The organism is Streptomyces sp. NPDC014623 (assembly GCF_043088245.1).
Classification (GTDB): domain Bacteria; phylum Actinomycetota; class Actinomycetes; order Streptomycetales; family Streptomycetaceae; genus Streptomyces.
Genome location: NZ_JBIBZU010000028.1, coordinates 29,065 through 46,798, shown reverse-complemented (window position 1 = coordinate 46,798; position 17,734 = coordinate 29,065). Strand labels below are relative to the sequence as shown.

Below are 17,734 nucleotides of genomic sequence, written 5' to 3'. Positions count from 1 at the left end.
GGCGGGCGGGGAGGTGGGAGGCGGGGAGGGCCGGCGGCCTCAGCGCGGGGCCGGGAGGGCCGCCAGAGCCCGGTCGATCAGGGCAGCGATTCGTACGGCGGCCGGACCGGTCAGCAGCGAGTAGTGGTGTCCGTCGACCGTCTCCTCCTGGACGGGCCCGCGGACGTGCGGTCGCCAGCCCAGGGCGGGCAGGTCGCCGGCGTCGTCGACGCCCATGCCGACGGCGGCGTTGCGTGGCGACGGGTCGGACGCGGCCACGAGCAGCAGCCGGGTGGCGCTGTCGGTCAGGTGTCCGGCCCGGTGGATCCCCAGGGCGCGCAGATGGCGCTCGAAGACCGCGAGGCGGGTGTCGGCGTTCTCCCGGCCGCCGAGCAGCCCGGCATCGCGGAGCCGGGTGGTGAGCTCGGCCCGGATCTCCTCGGGAGCCAGCCGCACGAGTCCGGTGCCGCCGTCCTCGCCGAGGCCGAGGTCCAGGTCCAGGAACGCCTCCAGGGAGTGCAGGTAGCGCACCGCGGCGATGGCGGTGTCCTGACCGGGGCGGGTCCCGCCCAGAGACCGGATCCGGTCCGGCGTGTTGGAGTCGATCAGCACGAGGAGGTCGGCGCGCTCGCCGCGTCTCTCCAGTTCGACGGCCATCTCGTGGGCCACCGTGCCGCCCATCGACCATCCGCCGAGCAGATAGGGGCCGCATGGCTGGTAGGAGCGCAGAGCGTTCAGGTAGCGGTCGGCCATCTCGGGGATGGTGGACGGGCCTCTCCCGCCGGTGAGGGCGGGGTCGGTCAGGGCGACCACGGGCCGGCCGTCGGTGAGCAGCCGGGCGAGTTCGCCGTAACACAGCACGTCTCCGCCGGAGGGGTGCATCAGGAACAGCGGACGGTCCCCGTTGCCGTCGTGCAGCAGCAGGGCCGCGTCGCGGTCGGCGTCCTGAGGTGCGGCGTGCGTGGACGAGGAAGGGCTGCCGGGCGCCGAGGGGCCCTCGGGCGGGGCGGGGCGGCTGGCCGGCGCCGCGGGTGCGGGTTCCGGCAGGCGCCGGTCGCCCATGGTGGTGTCTGTGAGGTTCCGGGCGCCGGTGTCCCAGTGCTCGGGTCCTTCCGACAGCCGCCGTACGTGTTCCGCGTACACGCCGAACGCGCGGTCCGCCTCTGCGGCCGGCAGGGCGCTCTCCAGTACGTCCCACTGGAGGAGCAGGGCGCCGTGCTGTTCCAGTACCTGGTGGTCGAGCCAGGTCTGGGGGGTGCTGCTGACTCCGTACACGGGGGTGCCGGCCCAGTCCAGGTCGTGGCCGCCGCCGAGCGGACCGGACAGTCCCAGCGCGCTGGTGAAGACCACGGGCACGGACTCGGTCCGTCCGGTGCGGGAGGACTTCTCGGCGAGGAGTTCCAGCGCCGAGAACTGCCGGTGGTCCAGGTCTTCGAAGAGGGTGCGTTGCGCGTGTGCGGCGGCGTCGGCGAATCCGGTGTCCCGCGAGCGGTCCACCTCGTGCAGCATCAGTGACGTGAAGTCGCCCACCACGGCGTCGGCGCCGGGGAGTTCGGCCGGCCGGTCGAAGAGGGTCAGCGTGACCGCGAAGCGGTCCTGGCCCGACCACCGCGCGAGGACGTCCCCGTATGCCGCGAGGAGCACGGCGGTGGGGGTGAGGCCGCGCCGTGCCGCCTCGGCCTTGAGCGCGCTCCACCGGTCCGCTTCCAGCCGGGCGGTGCGCCGTGCGAAGCGTGGGCGTTCACCGAGGCCGGTGGTGCGGAGCGGGAGGGCCGGTGCGCCGGGGAGGTCGTCGAGCCTGTTGCGCCAGTAGGCTGCCGCACGGGCGTGTTCGGGACCCGCGGAGCGCTCTTCCAGCGCGGTCACGCACTCTGCGAAGTCGGTGGTGAGGGCCGGGAGTCCGACGGTGGGGTCCTGGTAGAGGGCGCGCAGTTCGCGGTCCCAGATCAGGTAGCTCGCGGTGTCGCAGACGAGCACGTCGACGTTGACGAAGAGCCGTGTGACGCCGTCGGGCAGCCGGGCGGCCCTGATGTCGACCAAGGGCCAGCGGCCGGGGCGCGGTTCCCTGCGCACCATGCGTTCACGGATGCGCTCCAGTTTCCGCTCGCGCTCCGCCGGTTCCCGTCCGGCGAGGTCCTGGACGCGGACGCGGTAGCGGGGGACCTTCTCCAGCACCCGGTTGCGGCCTTCCGGGGAGATGACCGCGCGCAGCATCGGGTGGCGGGCGATGACCGTGTTCCAGGCGTCTTCGTAGCGGTCGGTGTCCAGGTCGGGGCAGTCGTACTCCAGGTGGAAGGAACAGGGGACGTCGCCCAGCCGATAGCCGCCGGAACCGCCGATCCAGTACGCGTGCTGCACCCGGGTCAGGGGGAAGTCGGTGTGGTCAGCGGTCGTGCCGCGGACCGCGGCGGTCACCGGCGCCGAGGGCTCGGCCCTGAGGGTGCGGGCGGGCCCCGCCGGCGGGCGGGTCTGCCCGTCCTGGTACTCCAGCCGGTCCTCCTGGTCCGCGCCGGGGAGCAAGGGGGCCATGGCGGCGACGGTGGGCCGCGCCAGCAGGTCCTGGAGCCGCAGTTCCGCGCCGTGGCCGTCACGGAGCCGGGCGAGCATGCGGGTGGCGAGGAGGGAGTGCCCGCCGAGGGCGAAGAAGTCGGCGTCGCGGTCCGTCACGGGGAAGCCGAGCAGTTCCGTCCAGAGCGCGGCGAGGGTGCGTTCCGCAGCGGTGCGGAACGTGGCCGCCAGGCCGGCCTGTGGACCGGCGGCCTCCACTGCGGCCGTCGTGACCGGTGAGCCGGCGGTGCGGAGGGACAGGTCGGCCGGGGAGACGGCCACCACTGCCGGGGCGTCGCCCCGCGCAGCGAGGGCGAGGAGCCGGTCCAGGCTCCTCATCCCGTCCCGCAGGCCGATGGAGTGCCGGGAGGCGACCACGCGTTCCGTCCCGCCGGGACCGACGCGCCAGCCGTCCCACGCCGCGCTGATCCAGCGGGTGCCTTCCGCCTCACCGGTCCGCTCGTGTTCGGCCAGCGCGTCGAGGTAGCGGTTGGCCGCCGCGTAGGGGCCCAGGCCCAGGCCCCCGACGAACGTGGTGGCGGAGGACATCAGCAGGACGGCAGCCGGCCGCCGGTCCGCGGGCAGCCGGCGCAGGGCGGACCGCAGGGTGCCGGCCGCGGTGACCTTGGCATGCAGGTGGGCGCGTACGGTCTCCTCCTCGGTGGACCGCATCGGGGCGACGGCGGCGGCGGCCACCACCCCCGCGGCGTGGATGACCAACTCCAGCGGGCCGTGGCGGTCGGTCAGGTCGTGCAGCAGGGCTGCCGTCGCATCGGGGTCGGCCGCGTCGACGGCGCGTATCTCCAGGTCCGCTCCCTGGGCCCGTAGCCGCCGTACGGAGTCGGCGCGTTCGGCCTCCTGGGTGCCGGGGGCCGGGTCGGCGGTGAGCCCGGTACGGCCGGTCACCACGACCCGGCGTCCCGTCCGTGCCAGGTGGCCGGCCACGGCGAGGCCCACGTCGCCGAGCCCGCCGAGCACCACCGCGGTGCCGCTGCCGGGGCCCGGTGCCGTCCCGGCGGGCTGCCAGGGTGTGATCCCGCGGACCCAGCGGTGGCCGCCGCGGATCGCGGCTTCGACACCGCTGTCCCCGCCGGTGGCCAGGTCCGCGGCCTCGGCGCGGACCGCCCGGACGTCCGCAGCGAGGCCTCGCGCGTTCGCGGGGAGGTCGAGTGCGCGCCAGCGCAGGCCCGGGAACTCCTGGGCGAGCACCCGGGGCAGCGCGAGGCTCGCGGCTCCCTCCGGGACGGTCCGGTCCCCGCTCTCCACCTGCTGGGCTCCTCTGCCCACGTGCAGCAGGCAGGTCTTGTGCGCCCAGGCCGAGATCGCCCGTGCCAAGCGGGCGTAGCGCATGACCGAGGCGGTGACGTGGTCGGCGGGGGTCCTCCCCTCATCCGGTCGGCCACTGCCGTCACCGTCGGCCGGTTCGACCATGACGACGCCTGTACAGGCCGCCTGGAGGTCCTGTTCCGCTTCGGCCAGGGTGACGGTGCGCACCCCGGCCGCGCCGAGGGACTCACGCACCGCGGCGACCTCCGCGCAACCGTCCGGGCCCTCGATCAGCCACCGTCCAGGGAGCGCGGGCCCTTCGTCCAGCCGGGGGGTGCGCTGCCACACAGGCAGCTGGAGGGGTTCCATCTCGTCCGGTGCCGCGGACGAGTGGGCCGTGGCCGGAGGGGCGGCCGGCGGGTCGATCCACAGCCTGCGCCGCCGGAAGGGCAGCCCGGGGACGTCGGCTCTGCGCCGGCCGGGGCGGTGCAGGGCGCCCGCGTCCAGGTGGGCGCCGTGGGTCCAGAGCTCTCCGGCTGCCGTGAGCAGGGCGGCCCGGCCGCCGGTGGGCTCGTGCCGTTCGGGAAACGTCGTCGAAGTCGCCAGGAGCTGCGCCTCTCGCTGCTGACGGGCGAGTTGGAGCAGGCTGCTGCCGGGTCCGACCTGCACGACGACGGCGGGCCCGTCCTCCAGGGCGGTCGCCAGGGCGTCGGAGAAGCGCACCACGGAGCGCAGGTGCGCGACCCAGTGGTCCGCGCCCGGTGCCGTCCGCAGCAGTTTCCCGGTGAGGGTGGTGGCCAGCGGCAGGGCCGGGACCCGCGGATGGATGGTTTCGGCGACGGCCCGCAGTTCGGGCAGGACCGGGTCGACCAGCCGGGAGTGCGCGGCCGCGTCGAGGGAGAGCCGTACGGTGCGTACCCCGTCCTCGGTCAGTCGCCGTTCCAGCTCGGTCACGGCCGGCGCTGGGCCCGAGACCACACAGGCTCGGGGCCCGTTCACCGCGGCCAGGTCCAGCTCGGGGTGCGAATCGAGCAACGTGAGGACGTCGTGTTCGGACAGCGGCAGGCTCAGCATCGCTCCGGTGCCGGCCGCGCGTGACATGCCGTGTGACCGTGCGGCCACCAGGGCGGCGGCGTCGGGCAGGGGCAGGGCACCGGCCAGTACGGCGGCGGTGTACTCGCCGAGGCTGTGGCCCACGACGGCGTCGGGCCGTACACCCCAGGAGACGAGGGTGCGGGCGGCGGCGAGGGACGTGGTGAACAGGGCCGGCAGTCCGTGGGCGGGGTCGCGGAGCAGACGACGGGCCTGGTCGTCCGCTGGGCGGGCGGTGATGAGCGCGGCGATCCCGGGGCCGGCGCCGTGGTCGAAGTGGGCGGCGCACTCCTCGACCGTACGGGCGAACTCGGTTTCTGCAGCGCACAGTTCGCGTCCCATACCCGGGTACTGGGCTCCTCCGCCGGGAAAGGCGAACACGATGCGGGGCGGGGTGGGCGGGGTGCTCCGCCGGACGGCGGTGCGAAGGCTGCGGGCGTCGGCTTCCGGGCTGCCGGTCAGTACTGCGGCGGCCCGGTGGGACAGTGCGCGGCGGCCGGCGTGCAGGGTGTACGCGGCGTCGGCCGGACTGAATCCGCTGCGCCCGGCGGCGGTCGCCGTGGCGTCGGCGAGGTCCTGGAGGGAGTCGTCGCGGTGGGCGGAGAGCAGGGCGAGGTGCGGGCGGGTGTCGGCGGTGGGTTCCGGGCGGGCCGGTGCGCTGCCCAGCACCACATGGCAGTTGGTACCACCGATGCCGAAGGAGCTGACGCCCGCGTACCGCTGTCCCGGCCAGGGGGTGGGCCGGTCGACGACGGTGAAGGGCGAGTCGTCGAGGCCGAGGTCGGGATTGGGGGGCAGCGCGCCGAGGGAGGGGGGGAGCACGCTGTGGTGCAGGGCCAGGACCGTCTTGGCGAATCCGGCGATGCCTGCGGCGGAGTTGGCGTGGCCGATGTTGCTCTTGACCGAGCCGAGACCGCACCACTGCGGCGCGTCGTCGCCGAAGGCACGACGCAGGGCGGCGACCTCGACGACGTCGCCGAGCCGGGTGGCGGTGCCGTGCGCCTCGATGTAGCTGATGCGGGAGGCGGGGACACCGGCGACCGCGAGGGCCTCGGTAACGGCGCGGGCCTGGCCCCGGGGTGAGGGGGCGGTGAAGCCGGTGCGGTCGCCGCCGTCGTTGTTGACCGCGGAGCCGTGCAGGACGGCCAGTACGGGGTCGCCGTCGGCGAGTGCGTCCCGCAGGCGGCGCAGCACGGCCACGCCGACGCCCTGGCTGTGCACGATCCCGGTGCCTTCCGCGGAGAAGGCGCGTACCTGGCCGTCGGACGAGAAGATGCCGTCCGGGACATGCAGGTAGCCGGTGCCCTGCGGGACGATCAGCGAGGACCCGCCCGCGAGCGCGGTGTCGCACTCGCCGGCCAGGAGCGACTGGACGGCCAGGTGGACGGCGACCAGGGAGGTGGAGCAGGCGGTGCCGACCGCGATGGCGGGGCCGGTCAGCGCGAGCCGGTGGGCGACATGCAGAGGCAGGTAGTCGGCGACGCCGGCGAGTGCCGCCTGGAGGCTGCCGACCGGGTCGGCGGCGGAGTCGGCGTACCGGTGGGCCAGGTTGCGGGTCAGGTAGTCGCTGTGGGCGGCTCCGGCGAAGACCCCCACGGCGCCCGCTCCGGTGCCGGTGCCGTGCCCGGCGCGCTCCAGGGCCCGCCAGCAGGATTCCAGGAACAGCCGCTGCTGGGGGTCCATGAGGGCGGCCTCCGCTTCGGTGAGGCCGAAGGGGCCCGGGTCGAAGTGGTCCTGGTCGGGAATCAGGCCGCTGACCGGTACGTGCGCGGGGTTGTTCCGCAGCCGGCCCGGGACTCCCCGGTCGGCGAGTTCCTGTGCGGTGTGCCGGGTGAGCCCGCTGCGGCCGGAGATCAGCAGGTCCCAGTAGGCCTCCGTGTCGGGCGCGCCGGGGAAGCGGCAGTCCAGTGCGGTGACGGCGATCAGTTCGTCGTCGGGCTGCGTGTCGTGGAGTCGCGTTGCGTGTTCCCGGGGGCCACCCGGTGCGGCGGTCGGCTGGGAGGCGGGTCCGGTCATCGTGCGGTCTCCTCGGCAAGGGCGCGTGCGGCGACGCGGCTGGTGCGGCGCGTGGGCTGCGCGGGCAGCGGGCGCGCGGGAGGGGGCGCGGCGGGGCCGGGCCCCGGGGGCGTGCCGGCGTGCCTCGTGGCGGGCGGCGTGTCCTGGGCGCGCTGGGCCGTGATGTGGGCGGCCAGCGATCCGACGGTGGGGTGTTCGAACATGTCGGCGAGCGCCAGGCGGGGAGCTGTCCCTTCGCGCAGCCGGCGGTGGGCCAGGACCAGGGTCAGGGAGTTCGCGCCGAGTGCGGCGAACGTGTTGTCGGGCGTCACGGTCGCGTCGGTGAGGTCCGCCAGCACCGTGGTGACGGCGCGCAGTACGGCCGGATCGGTGACGGGTGCGCGGCCGGGTCCGGGCATCGGCACGCTCGGCCCGGGGTCCTCGCCCGCCGGCGCCCGCGCCGTGAGAGCCGCCTCTCCTCCGGCGGTGTACGGCCCGGCCGCCGGGGGCCGACAGACCACTTCCACCAGACCGTCCGCCGTGAGACGCGGCTCGACGGACATGCCGCCGGGCAGTTCCCGCAGTCGTCGCAGCCAGTCGGCGGACGCTCCCAGCGCCTGCTCGGGCGGCAGTTGTCCCGGCCGTACGACCAGGGCGGTCTCCAGTCCGAGCGCGGCGGCCCCGGCGAGCGCGGCGGTGAACCACGTGTCGTGCCCTGGCGTGGGGGCCGCCGGTGTGTCGCCGGGCAGGAGTCGCGCGGCGGTCTCCGGAGCGCCGGCCGCGGACCCGGCCGGGATGCTCTGCCGGGTGTCGTTCCGGTGCGGTGCCGGGAGGGCCGCGTGGTCGATCTTGCCGTTCGCGGTCACCGGGAAGTGGTCCAGGAACACGAACCGGCCGGGAACCATGTAGCCGGGCAGTCGCTCCCGGAGGGCGGCCGCCAGCTCCTCGGCGGAGGGCGGGGTGCTGGTTCCCTTCGGTGAGACGTGGGCGACCAGCCGCGGTCGTCCGTCGGGCCCGGGCAGCGAGGAGACCACGCACTGCCGTACGGCCGGGTGCCGGGCGAGGACGGCTTCCACCTCGCCGAGTTCGATGCGGTGACCGCGGATCTTCACCTGCCGGTCGACCCGGCCGAGGAACTCGATGGCACCGTCGGCACGCCACCGGCCGAGGTCGCCGGTGCGGTAGAGGCGGCGGCCCAGGAAGGGGTGTGTGCGGAAACGCTCGGCGGTCTGGACACGGTCGCCTATGTATCCGCGGGCGAGGCCGTCACCGCCGATGAACAGTTCCCCCGTCTCCCCGACCGGGCTGGGAGCCCCGTCCTCGTCGAGGACGTGGAAGGACTGGCCGCGCAGGGCACGCCCGTAGGGGATGCTCCGCCAGTCGGGGTCGACGGCGCCGACGGGGTGGGTGATGGACCAGATGGACGCCTCGGTCGCGCCGCCGAGGCTCATCACCTCGGCGTGGGGAGCGAGCCGGCGCAGCCGGTCGGGGAGGTTCAGCGGGATCCAGTCGCCGGAGAGCATGACCAGGCGCAGCGTACGAAGTGCCGTGGCCGCCGTTTCCGGTTCCATCTCGGCGTACTCGACGAGCATTTCCAGCAGGGCGGGCGCGGTGTTCCACACGGTGACGCCGTGGCGGCCGGCCTGTTCGAGCCAGTGCTGTGGGTCGCGCTGGCGGGCCGGGTCGGGCAGGACCAGGCAGCCTCCGGCGCCGAGGACTCCGTAGATGTCGAAGACCGACAGGTCGAAGCTCAGCGCGGAGAGCCCCAGCACGTGATCGTCGGGGCCGATACGGAACCGGTCGGTGATGTCGTCGATCGTGGTGCGCGCGGCGCTGTGCTGGATCTCGACGCCCTTGGGGGTGCCGGTGGAACCGGAGGTGAAGATCACGTAGGCGGTGTCGTCCGGCTCCGGGGCCTTGGGGGAGGCGGCCGGCCCTCCGGCGCCGGCGGTCGCGGCGGCCGTACGGCCGGGCCTGCCGGCCGCGGTCAGCCGGTGCACCGTGACCTGCTCCGGCCAGGCGACGTCGACGCCGCGGCCGACGAGCGCGTGCCGTACGCCGGAACGTTCGCAGACGTCGGCGATCCGGGCGGCGGGCCAGGACGGTTCGACGGGCAGGTAGCCGGCTCCGGACGTGTTGACGGCGAGGACCGCGGTGATCTGGGCACTGCTCTTCTCGCAGGCGATGGCCACCAGGTCGCCGGGGCCGACGCCCTGGGCTGCCAGCAGCGCGGCGGTGGTGGCGGCGTTGGCGGAGAGACGACCGTGGCTGACCGTGCCGGAAGAGGACTTCAGCGCGGGCCGCTTCGGGTAGCGGGTGGCAGCGGTGAGGACGGGTTCGTGCAGGAGGGGGCCGGCGTCCGGGAAGGGGTCGACGTCCAGCGGCTCCTGGGGCAGGAAGGTGGGGTCCCAGCCCAGCGACGGGTCAGTCCACCCTGTGGTCTCCGTCAGTGCGTGCAGCAGACGCACGTAGGCGCCGAGCAGGCCCTGGATCCAGCCGTCGGGGAACGCGCCCTCGACGAAGTCCCAGGCCAGTCTCAGACGGCCGTCCTCGTCCCAGACGATGTGGTCGAGCAGCACCTGCGGGGTCTGCGAGATCCCGTGGACCTCCTCGCCGATCCAGGCGGCCGGGGGCTCACCGTCCCCCGCGAGCCCCACTCCGCTGGTGAAGACGACCGGGTGGCTGGGGGCCGTAACCGGGGCCGGCCCGGTTCCGCGCAGGTCGCGGAGTACTTCGACACCGGATACGGAACGGTGGTCGAGGTCTTCCCAGAAGCGGCGGTTGACCTCGGCGGCGTAGCCTGCGAAGCCCTTCCAGGAGCCCGGGGTGAAAGCCGGGGTCCCGACCAGAGCGGTCGTGGTGAAGTCCCCGACCACGTCGGCGGCTTCTCCGGGGACGTCCGGGCGGTCGAACAGAGTGGTGTTGAGGCATATTCGCTCGCCCGCGCCCCATCGGCCGAGCACAACGGCGAAAGCGGCGAGCAGGGTGGCGGTGGGAGTGACCCCGTGTTCGGCGCTGCGGGTGCGCAGGGCGGACCAGGCGTCCTCGTCGAGACCTGCGGCGCACCGGGAGAAGCGGGGCGGGGTCGTGTCGGCAGGATCGCGCAGCACCGGCAGGTCCGGGGCGGGCGGCAGGGACGGGGCCCGCTCGGCCCAGTAGGCGCGGTCGCGCTTGCGCAGCTCGGACCATTCCTCGTCCCCGGCACGGGCACGCTGGAAGTCGGCGAACTGCCGCCCTGGGCTGGGGAGCCTGTGCCCGGGATCAGCGACCAGGGCGCCCCATTGGCGCATCAGCAGCATCCAGCCGGCCATGTCGGTGATCAGGACGTCCACGCCGACGTGCAGGCGGGTCGTGCCGCCGGGCAGCAGAGCGGCGTGCAGGTCGAACAGCGGCCAGGCGCCGGTGGGCCGGTTCTGGTGGGAGCGCTCGTGGCGCAGTGCGGCGAGCGACCGGGCCACGCTCCGGGGCCGCGCCTCCCGTAGATCGGTGACCCCGATACGGAAAGGACCGGGAGCGGTGAGGATCCGCTGGCGTCCGCGGTCGTCCACGGTCATACGGAGCATGGGGTGGTGCTCGACAAGCCGGTTCCATGCCGCCTCGAGGCGGGCCACGTCTGCGAGGGGGTCGAGGTCCGCCGGCGTGCGGTCGTACTCGTGATAGTAGAAGGTGGCGACTCCGCCCAGCGGCAGGCCCTCCGCGCGTCCCGCGAGGTAGGAGGCCTGGATGGGGGTCAGCGGAAAGACGTCTGCGTCGGGCCCGGGGTCCTGTGCGGTGCGTCGGCCGTCACCGGCACCCGCGCCGTTGCCGCCGTCGGTACCGGGTGCGACGGCCGGCCGCGTGACGGGTCGTCGTTCCGGGGCGCCGGCCGGCCCGTCCGCGCGAGCCGTCCCGTCCGTGCCGTGCGTACGGCTCGACTCGGCGGCGAGCAGCCGGTCCGCGATGCCGTACGCCGTGGCGTGCTCACCGAGGAACGCTGTGAGGGGCAGGTCCTGCCCCGTGCGCTCACGGATCCTGCGCCTCAGCCGCACGGCGGTGAACGACTCCAGCCCCAGGGAAGAGAGTTGACTCACCGGATCGATCTGCTCCGGTCCGGTTCCGAGAACTTCGGCAATGCAGTCGATCGCACGGGCGAGGATGTCTTCGGTCTGGGCAGGCAGGCGCATCCGGTCTCCGTCACAACGGCAGGGGTGTGGGCACTTCCTCTGTCGTCGGCAGGAGGAAGCGTGGCATCGATCAAGCTAGATGAAAATGATAATCAATACAACTGCCTTGTCCGGCTCCCGCCGCCGCGGAGGTGGACAACTCCCGGACGTCGTGGGCCGATCGGGGAATCCGCCCCGCCCCCGGGGGCGCCGGCTCGTGGCGCTGAGTGCCGAAAGCCGTGTCCTGGGAGATCGCGGCGCCGGGCGCCGCCCCGCACGGAGGTCCCCGGCCATGGCGAGGCCCGTGGCGCGCGGCGTCCATGGCTTCCTCGGCCGCCTGTCGCGCCGATGCGGGGCACCGCCCGGCCGGCGCGACCCCGTGGCGGCCCGCGACCGGCGGGCGGGGGGTGTGCGGAGCGGGGCGGGCGCCTTCCCCGCCGGGACCCGTCCGGTACGCGCAACCTCATTCCGTCCCCCGTCGTGGCGGCCGTGCCGGAACCGCGATGCCGGCGTGCGCCGGGCGGGGGAGCGGCAGTATGTTCGACCCTCACCCCTTGATGGATATGATATTCATTAGCAATAACTTTCGTCCGCAGACCGCTCCACGCTTCCCGGGGGCGGAGCCGGTCTCGTACGAGCACCCGGACCGGCAGAACGCGCAGCGCGCCGCCCCGGTAGCGCGTACACGGAGTGACTCCACCCCCGGGGGCCGGAGACCACATGCACGACAGCACGCTCCACCAACCGTTCTACGACCGGACGGCCGAACACGTCGCGGTCTTGATCCCCTCCGCGTGGGAAGGCCTCGGCCCGGCCCTGGGGCGTGCGCTCGAAGGGCTGGACACGTCCTCAGGCCCCGTCGTGGACGTCGGCGCGGGAACCGGGGAGGGGACGGTCGTCCTGGCCCGTACTCTGCGCTCCGCGGACATCCTGGCGGTGGAACCCCATCCCCTCCTGCGCACCGCACTCCTGACCCGTGTCACGGCCGACAAAGAGCTGGCGGCCCGGGTCACCGTCGTGGGACGCGACGTACTGTCGGCAACTCTGCCCGATCGCATCTCCGGGCTCATCGCCATGAACGTCATCGGGCACCTCACGCCGACAGAACGTCAGAGCCTGTGGGACGTCCTCGCGCAGCGCCTGGACGTGAACGGACGCGCCGTGCTGAACCTCTCCCCTCCGACCCGGCCCGAATCCGTCCCTTCGGCCCCGATGGGAGAAGTCACCGTGGGCCGCCACCGCTACTCCGGTTCCGCGTCGGCCGAACCGGCCGGACCCGACTCCGTGACGTGGCACATGACCTACCGCGTGGACGAGGACGGCGACACCCTCACCGAGTTCACCGCCTCCGACCGGTGGTATGTCTTCACCTCCGCCCAGTTGGCGGCCGAGCTCGCCGAGCGGGGACTGCGCCTTCTTGACGCGGACCCGGAGTACGGGCTGTACGTCATCACCCGCCGCCGCGGGGAGGACTGATGCCTTCGGCGTCCGCGGACGACCTCGGTACGGTCTTCGGCGATGCCCGTGCCGGCTCCATCACCTGAGCGCTCGTGCCTCCGGAACCCGAGGGGCGCTGCGGCCGTCATCGCCACGGGCATCCGTCCCGGCGGACGCGTACGGGACGCCTGCTGCGGCAACGGTGCGGCGACCGTCCCAGCAGGAGACGCGGAGGGGCCGCACGGAGAGGTCCGTCGGTGTGAGAAGCCGTTGCCGTACCGAGAGGTTCGGTTCCGGGTCGAACGTGGGTTCTCGGTTGAGTGATCGGCTCGTGGCCGGGGGATGAAAGCAGGGCTCCCGCGCAGCTCATGGGTGGTGGAGTCCATTTCGAGCCTCAGAAGGCCCTGCGCCTAGGTCTTCCGCCGCGCCGGCACCCATGGAGTCCGCCCCGGACACCCCGTCGTGTGACTGCCTCACCCATGTGTACGGGAACGCGGCCGGTCATGGTGAGCGGCGGCGTCCCCACCCCTGGGACCTGACGGACGAGGAGTGGGCCGAGACCCGTGCCGTGATGCCGGTACCCGGCTGGCTGGCGAGTGTGATGCGCCGGGAATCCTGAGGGTCGGTTCTGCTCTGTTTCCTGGCTGACGGTTCCGGCCTCGGCGAGGTGGCCGGCCAGAGAGTTGAGGATCTCGCCGGCGGTCCTGGGCCGGGCGAAGGGGCGTGGGTTCTCGTTCCAGGTGTCGATCCGCGCGGTGCTGTCGTCCCCCGGGGCTTTCACGGACTCGTGGACACCGCTGCGGATGAGTTTGCCGGTCAGCAGGCCGGACCGTCGCTCGGCCTGGTTCATCCAGGAGGAGCCGGTCGGGGTGAGACGCACGTGGAGTGGCGGCGAAGAGGGCGGTGGTCAGTGCGCCGAGCGCGATCAGGATCGTGGTGCGGGCCGTGGCGGTGGTGCGGCGGGCGAGGGGGGCAGGGTGCGGCCGAGGTCCTGTCCGGCGCCACCGGTGCCGAGGGCCCAGGCGGCTTGCCGAGCTGCAACTCCTGCGGATATGGAGCGGCCCGGCACGGCACCGGCCTGCCCGGATGTTTCCGGCGACCCGGTGCCACGCCTTCGCACGCCCTCCAATCCGTGAAACCCGTGCGGCCGTCAGGGCCGCGTCCCAAGGAGACGCAACCCCATGAACAGCAGGCGTTCCCGGCTACGCCGTACCGCCGTCGCTGCCGCCGGGGCGGCCGCGCTCGTCCTGGCCGTCTGCGGCGGCAACGGCATCAGTTCGGCCGGACACGACAGCCACAGCGCCCGCGTCCCCGTCCACCTCGGCGCCGGCTTCCCAAGGCCGGCACGACGCCACCTTCGCCCAGGGCGTGATCCCCACCACCGCCAGGCTGTGGAGATGGCCGGCCTCACACCCGCCCGGGCCGAGCCGGCGGGCGCACCTTCGCGGCCCTTCCCGACGCGCCTGGCGTGGTCGCCATCGACGAGCCCGAGCCTGGGCCGCTCCTCGCCCTGGCCGCCGACAGCGCCGACACCATCTGCCGGACCACCGACGCCGGCCGTACCTGGGAGGTTTTCCGCCGGTCCGCCCGGACGGTGGAACATCCTGGATAAATACCCCTAGGGGGTATAAGGTTATCGTGTGGGACACGGTGAACGGGACCACACTGGACGGGAACGGGGAGGAAGGCCATGGACCACAGCCCTCACCACACCGGCACCGCGCACGACCCGGCCGCGCACGCCCCCCGGGCGTCCTGGCCGACCGCTGCCAAGGCGACGCTGCACTGCCTGACCGGTTGCGCCATCGGCGAGATCCTCGGCATGGTCATCGGCACCGCCCTGCTGTGGGGCAACGTCGAGACCATGGTCCTGGCGATCACGCTCGCGTTCGTCTTCGGCTACTCGTTCACGCTGTTCGCGGTGCGCCGGGCCGGCCTGGACTTCAAGAGCGCCGTCAAGGTGGCGCTGGCCGCCGACACCGTCTCCATCGCCGTGATGGAGTTGGTGGACAACGGCATCATCGCCCTCACCCCCGGCGCGATGGACGCGCACCTGTCCGACGGGCTGTTCTGGTCGGCGCTCCTGGGCGGGTTCGCCGTCGCTTTCCTGATCACCACACCGGTCAACAAGTGGATGATCGGTCGCGGCAAGGGGCACGCCCTCGTTCACGCCCACCACTGACCCACCGCCCGGGTGCGGCGGTCGTCGGACGCTCCCGGCCGGGAGTCAGCTGCTCAGCAGCCGGGCGACGTCCCGGACGGCGTCACGCGCGGGCCGGCCCGCACCGATCAGGGTGGCGGAGGCCGGGCCGGTCCAGTCGCCGTAGCCGAGCAGGTGCAGCCGCGGCTCACCGAGGGCACGGGTGCCGTCGGTGGGGATGCGTCCGCGCGGGCCGCGCAGGTTCAGCGGGGCGGGGTGGGCCAGGGCCGGGCGGAAGCCGGTGCACCGGATCACCGCATCCGCACCGCTCCGACTGCCGTCGTCCCACCGGGCGCCGTTGGCGGTGAGCCGGGCGAACATCGGCTTTGCGGTCAGGAGTCCCGCATCGCGGGCGGCGCGGACGGGTGGCACGGCGACGATGTCGCCGAGCGAGGCCACCCCACCGGTGTCACTGCGGCCGGAGTCGAGCGCCCGGCGGCGGGCGGTGGCGACATCGAACAGAGCGCGGCCGTCGATGTCGTCGGCGAGGAACCGCGGTGGACGCCGGGTCACCCACGTGACGTCGACGTGGCCGTCCAGGGCGAGGTCGGCGGCGATCTGGGCGCCGGAGTTCCCGCCGCCGACCACGAGGACGCGCTGCCCGGCGAAGTCGGCCGGACAGCGGTAGTCCACCGTATGCAGCTGCCGGCCGGTGAAGGTGTCGCGGCCGGGGACGGCGGGGAGGAAGGGCCGCGACCAGCTGCCGGTGGCGCTGATGACCGCGCGGGCCCGCCAGGTGCCGGAGTCGGCCTCGGCCAGGAGGTGGTCGCCGGCGGGGCGTACGGCGTCCACGCGGGTGCCGTGCTGGACGGGCAGGTCGTAGCGCTTCTCGTAGTCGGTGAGGTAGTCGACCACGTGCCGGGCGCCCGGGTAGGTCTCGCCCACCTGGGCGGGCATGAACCGCCCAGGCAGCGAGGAGTGCTCGGCCGGGGAGAACAGGTGCAGGGAGTCCCACATGTGCTGCCAGGACCCGCCCGGCGCCGCATCGGCGTCCAGGACGGTGAAGTCCAGGCCCTGGCGGCGCAGGTGGTAGCCGGCGGCGAGCCCAGCCTGGCCGCCGCCGACTACCACCACATCCGCGTGCTGTGTCACGGGGCGGTCGTCACCGCGCCGGGGGCGAACTTCTTGCGCCAGGCCAGAGCGACGTACACCAGGCCGATCAGGACGGGGACCTCGATGAGAGGGCCGACGACACCTGAGAGGGCCTGGCCGGAGGTGACGCCGAAGGTGGCGATGGCGACCGCGATGGCCAGCTCGAAGTTGTTGCCCGCCGCGGTGAACGCCAGCGTGGTGGTGCGGTCGTACGCGAGGCCGAGGCCCTTGCCGAGAAGGAAGGTCCCGAAGAACATGATCGCGAAGTAGACCAGCAGGGGCAGCGCGATTCGTACGACGTCCAGCGGCTGCGAGGTGATCGTCCTCCCCTGCAGGGCGAACAGGACGACGATCGTGAACAGCAGCCCGTACAGCGCCCAGGGGCCGATCTTCGGCAGGAACTTCGCCTCGTAGTCGCTGCGGCCCATCTTCTGCTCGCCGATGCGGCGGGTGAGGAAGCCGGCGAGCAGCGGGACGCCGAGGAAGATGACGACGTTCAGCGCGATGTGCCAGACGGACACGTCCAGGCCCTGGCCGTCGCCGAGGTTCATCCAGCGCGGCAGCAGGTCGAGGTAGAGCCAGCCCAGCAGGCCGAACGCGAGGACCTGGAAGACGGAGTTCAGTGCGACCAGTACGGCTGCGGCCTCGCGGTCTCCGCAGGCGAGGTCGTTCCAGATGATCACCATGGCGATGCAGCGGGCGAGGCCGACGATGATCAGGCCGGTGCGGTACTCGGGCAGGTCGGGCAGGAAGACCCACGCCAGCGCGAACATCACCGCCGGGCCGACGATCCAGTTGATGACCAGCGAGGAGATGAGCAGCTTGCGGTCGCTGGTCACGCGGTCGAGCCGGTCGTAGCGGACCTTGGCAAGTACCGGGTACATCATGACCAGCAGGCCGAGCGCGATCGGCAGGGAGATCCCGCCGATCTCCACCTTCGCCAGCGCGTCGTTCATCCCCGGGATCAGACGCCCCAGGCCCAGGCCGACGGCCATGGCGAGCAGGATCCACACCGCGAGGTAGCGGTCGAGGGTGGAGAGCTTCTTGACGATCGAGTCGTCTCCACCGCCGACCGGAACGGGGGAGGTGGTGGGCTCGGTGGAGGTCACGGGCAGGCCCTCTTGTTCCCGGAAGCGGTACGGGCGGAGTCGGCCAGTGCCGCGAACTGCTCGGAGAGACCGGCGAGGACCTCGGGGCGCAGCTTGTAGTAGGTGAAGCGGCCGCAGGGCTCGGTCTCCACCAGCCCGGCCTCGCGCAACACCTTCAGGTGGTTGGACAGGTTGGTCTGCCTGGCTCCGGTCTCCTCGACCAGGTGCGTCGTGCAGAGTGTCTCGCGCGCCAGCAGGGTCACGATCTTCAGGCGGAGCGGATCGCCCAGCACCCGGATCACGTCAGGATCGACTGAAGTCAGCATGCGCTGATACTTTCACGTCATCGCCCGCTGATACCAGCGGGGGCTGAAGCCATTGGCGGCCGGGTTCCGCCATGCGACGAGAGAGAACGATCACCATGGCCGACAAGCCGTCCGTCCTGTTCGTCTGCGTCCACAACGCCGGCCGCTCCCAGATGGCCGCAGCCTGGCTGACCCACCTGGCCGGCGACCGCGTCGAGGTCCGCTCCGCCGGCTCCGACCCCGGCGACCAGATCAACCCGGCCGCCGTCGAGGCCATGGCCGAGGTCGGCATCGACATCTCCAAGGAGACGCCGAAGATCCTCACCATCGACGCGGTCCGCGAGTCCGACGTGTGCATCACCATGGGCTGCGGCGACACCTGCCCCGTCTTCCCCGGCAAGCGCTACCTCGACTGGAAGCTCGAGGACCCGGCCGGCCAGGGCGTCGAAGCCGTACGCCCCATCCGCGACGAGATCAAGACCCGCATCGAGGGCCTGATCGCCGAGATCGCCCCGGCGGAGCCGGAGGCGACGGCGTGAGCGGCGCGATGTCGTCATCATCGGTTCCGGCCCCGCCGGATACACCGCCGCA

Annotated in this window: 9 protein-coding genes; 4 read left to right on the top strand and 5 right to left on the bottom strand. The window is 73.2% G+C overall.

Annotation, left to right across the window (positions count from 1 at the left end):
* Positions 1-39: 39 nt before the first annotated feature.
* On the bottom strand, positions 40-6,900 hold the full coding sequence (locus ACF1FZ_RS31710; protein WP_391776829.1) for an SDR family NAD(P)-dependent oxidoreductase: 6,861 nt from the start codon (positions 6,898-6,900) through the stop codon (positions 40-42).
* Positions 6,897-11,042, bottom strand: coding sequence for an amino acid adenylation domain-containing protein (locus ACF1FZ_RS31705; RefSeq protein WP_391776828.1), 4,146 nt, complete (start codon positions 11,040-11,042; stop codon positions 6,897-6,899). Before ACF1FZ_RS31705 ends, ACF1FZ_RS31710 begins: the two co-directional genes overlap by 4 nt.
* Positions 11,043-11,741: 699 nt before the next feature.
* Here ACF1FZ_RS31705 and ACF1FZ_RS31700 point away from each other — a divergent pair.
* The 3 genes from ACF1FZ_RS31700 to ACF1FZ_RS31690 all read left to right on the top strand — a co-directional run bounded on the left by ACF1FZ_RS31700 (position 11,742) and on the right by ACF1FZ_RS31690 (position 14,640).
* The gene (locus ACF1FZ_RS31700) at positions 11,742-12,497 is read left to right on the top strand and encodes a hypothetical protein (RefSeq protein WP_391776827.1); all 756 of its coding nucleotides are present in this window, start codon (positions 11,742-11,744) and stop codon (positions 12,495-12,497) included.
* Between the two features lie 397 nt (positions 12,498-12,894).
* Positions 12,895-13,077 carry a hypothetical protein gene (locus ACF1FZ_RS31695; protein WP_391776826.1) on the top strand — a complete coding sequence of 61 codons (183 nt, stop codon included), beginning with the start codon at positions 12,895-12,897 and terminating at the stop codon, positions 13,075-13,077.
* Between the two features lie 1,071 nt (positions 13,078-14,148).
* Entirely contained in the window at positions 14,149-14,640 is a 492-nt protein-coding gene (locus ACF1FZ_RS31690; protein ID WP_391776825.1) for a DUF4396 domain-containing protein, read from the top strand.
* A gap of 45 nt (positions 14,641-14,685) precedes the next feature.
* On the opposite strand, the gene ACF1FZ_RS31685 is transcribed toward ACF1FZ_RS31690, so the two are convergent.
* From ACF1FZ_RS31685 to ACF1FZ_RS31675, 3 genes are read right to left on the bottom strand one after another with little or no spacing between them, the layout of a single operon-like run.
* Entirely contained in the window at positions 14,686-15,750 is a 1,065-nt protein-coding gene (locus ACF1FZ_RS31685; protein WP_391776824.1) for an ArsO family NAD(P)H-dependent flavin-containing monooxygenase, read from the bottom strand.
* Positions 15,747-16,859 (bottom strand): ACR3 family arsenite efflux transporter, encoded by a 1,113-nt coding sequence (gene arsB, locus ACF1FZ_RS31680; protein ID WP_391776823.1) that lies wholly within the window; start codon positions 16,857-16,859, stop codon positions 15,747-15,749. The genes ACF1FZ_RS31685 and arsB overlap by 4 nt, the downstream gene beginning before the upstream one ends.
* Positions 16,856-17,164: an ArsR/SmtB family transcription factor gene (locus tag ACF1FZ_RS31675; RefSeq protein WP_391776822.1), complete on the bottom strand. Its 309-nt coding sequence runs from the start codon at positions 17,162-17,164 to the stop codon at positions 16,856-16,858. The genes arsB and ACF1FZ_RS31675 overlap by 4 nt, the downstream gene beginning before the upstream one ends.
* A 95-nt stretch (positions 17,165-17,259) precedes the next feature.
* Here ACF1FZ_RS31675 and ACF1FZ_RS31670 point away from each other — a divergent pair, with 95 nt between their 5' ends.
* Entirely contained in the window at positions 17,260-17,682 is a 423-nt protein-coding gene (locus ACF1FZ_RS31670; RefSeq protein ID WP_391776849.1) for an arsenate reductase ArsC, read from the top strand.
* The last annotated feature ends 52 nt before the right edge of the window (positions 17,683-17,734 follow it).

What these genes read in the sequence shown, in the direction of transcription:
- ACF1FZ_RS31675 (WP_391776822.1), bottom strand. Translation starts at nt 17,164, where the DNA reads ATGCTGACTTCAGTCGATCCTGACGTGATCCGGGTGCTGGGCGATCCG.
- ACF1FZ_RS31705 (WP_391776828.1), bottom strand. Translation starts at nt 11,042, where the DNA reads ATGCGCCTGCCTGCCCAGACCGAAGACATCCTCGCCCGTGCGATCGAC.
- ACF1FZ_RS31710 (WP_391776829.1), bottom strand. Translation starts at nt 6,900, where the DNA reads ATGACCGGACCCGCCTCCCAGCCGACCGCCGCACCGGGTGGCCCCCGG.
- ACF1FZ_RS31695 (WP_391776826.1), top strand. Translation starts at nt 12,895, where the DNA reads ATGGAGTCCGCCCCGGACACCCCGTCGTGTGACTGCCTCACCCATGTG.
- ACF1FZ_RS31670 (WP_391776849.1), top strand. Translation starts at nt 17,260, where the DNA reads ATGGCCGACAAGCCGTCCGTCCTGTTCGTCTGCGTCCACAACGCCGGC.
- ACF1FZ_RS31700 (WP_391776827.1), top strand. Translation starts at nt 11,742, where the DNA reads ATGCACGACAGCACGCTCCACCAACCGTTCTACGACCGGACGGCCGAA.
- ACF1FZ_RS31690 (WP_391776825.1), top strand. Translation starts at nt 14,149, where the DNA reads ATGGACCACAGCCCTCACCACACCGGCACCGCGCACGACCCGGCCGCG.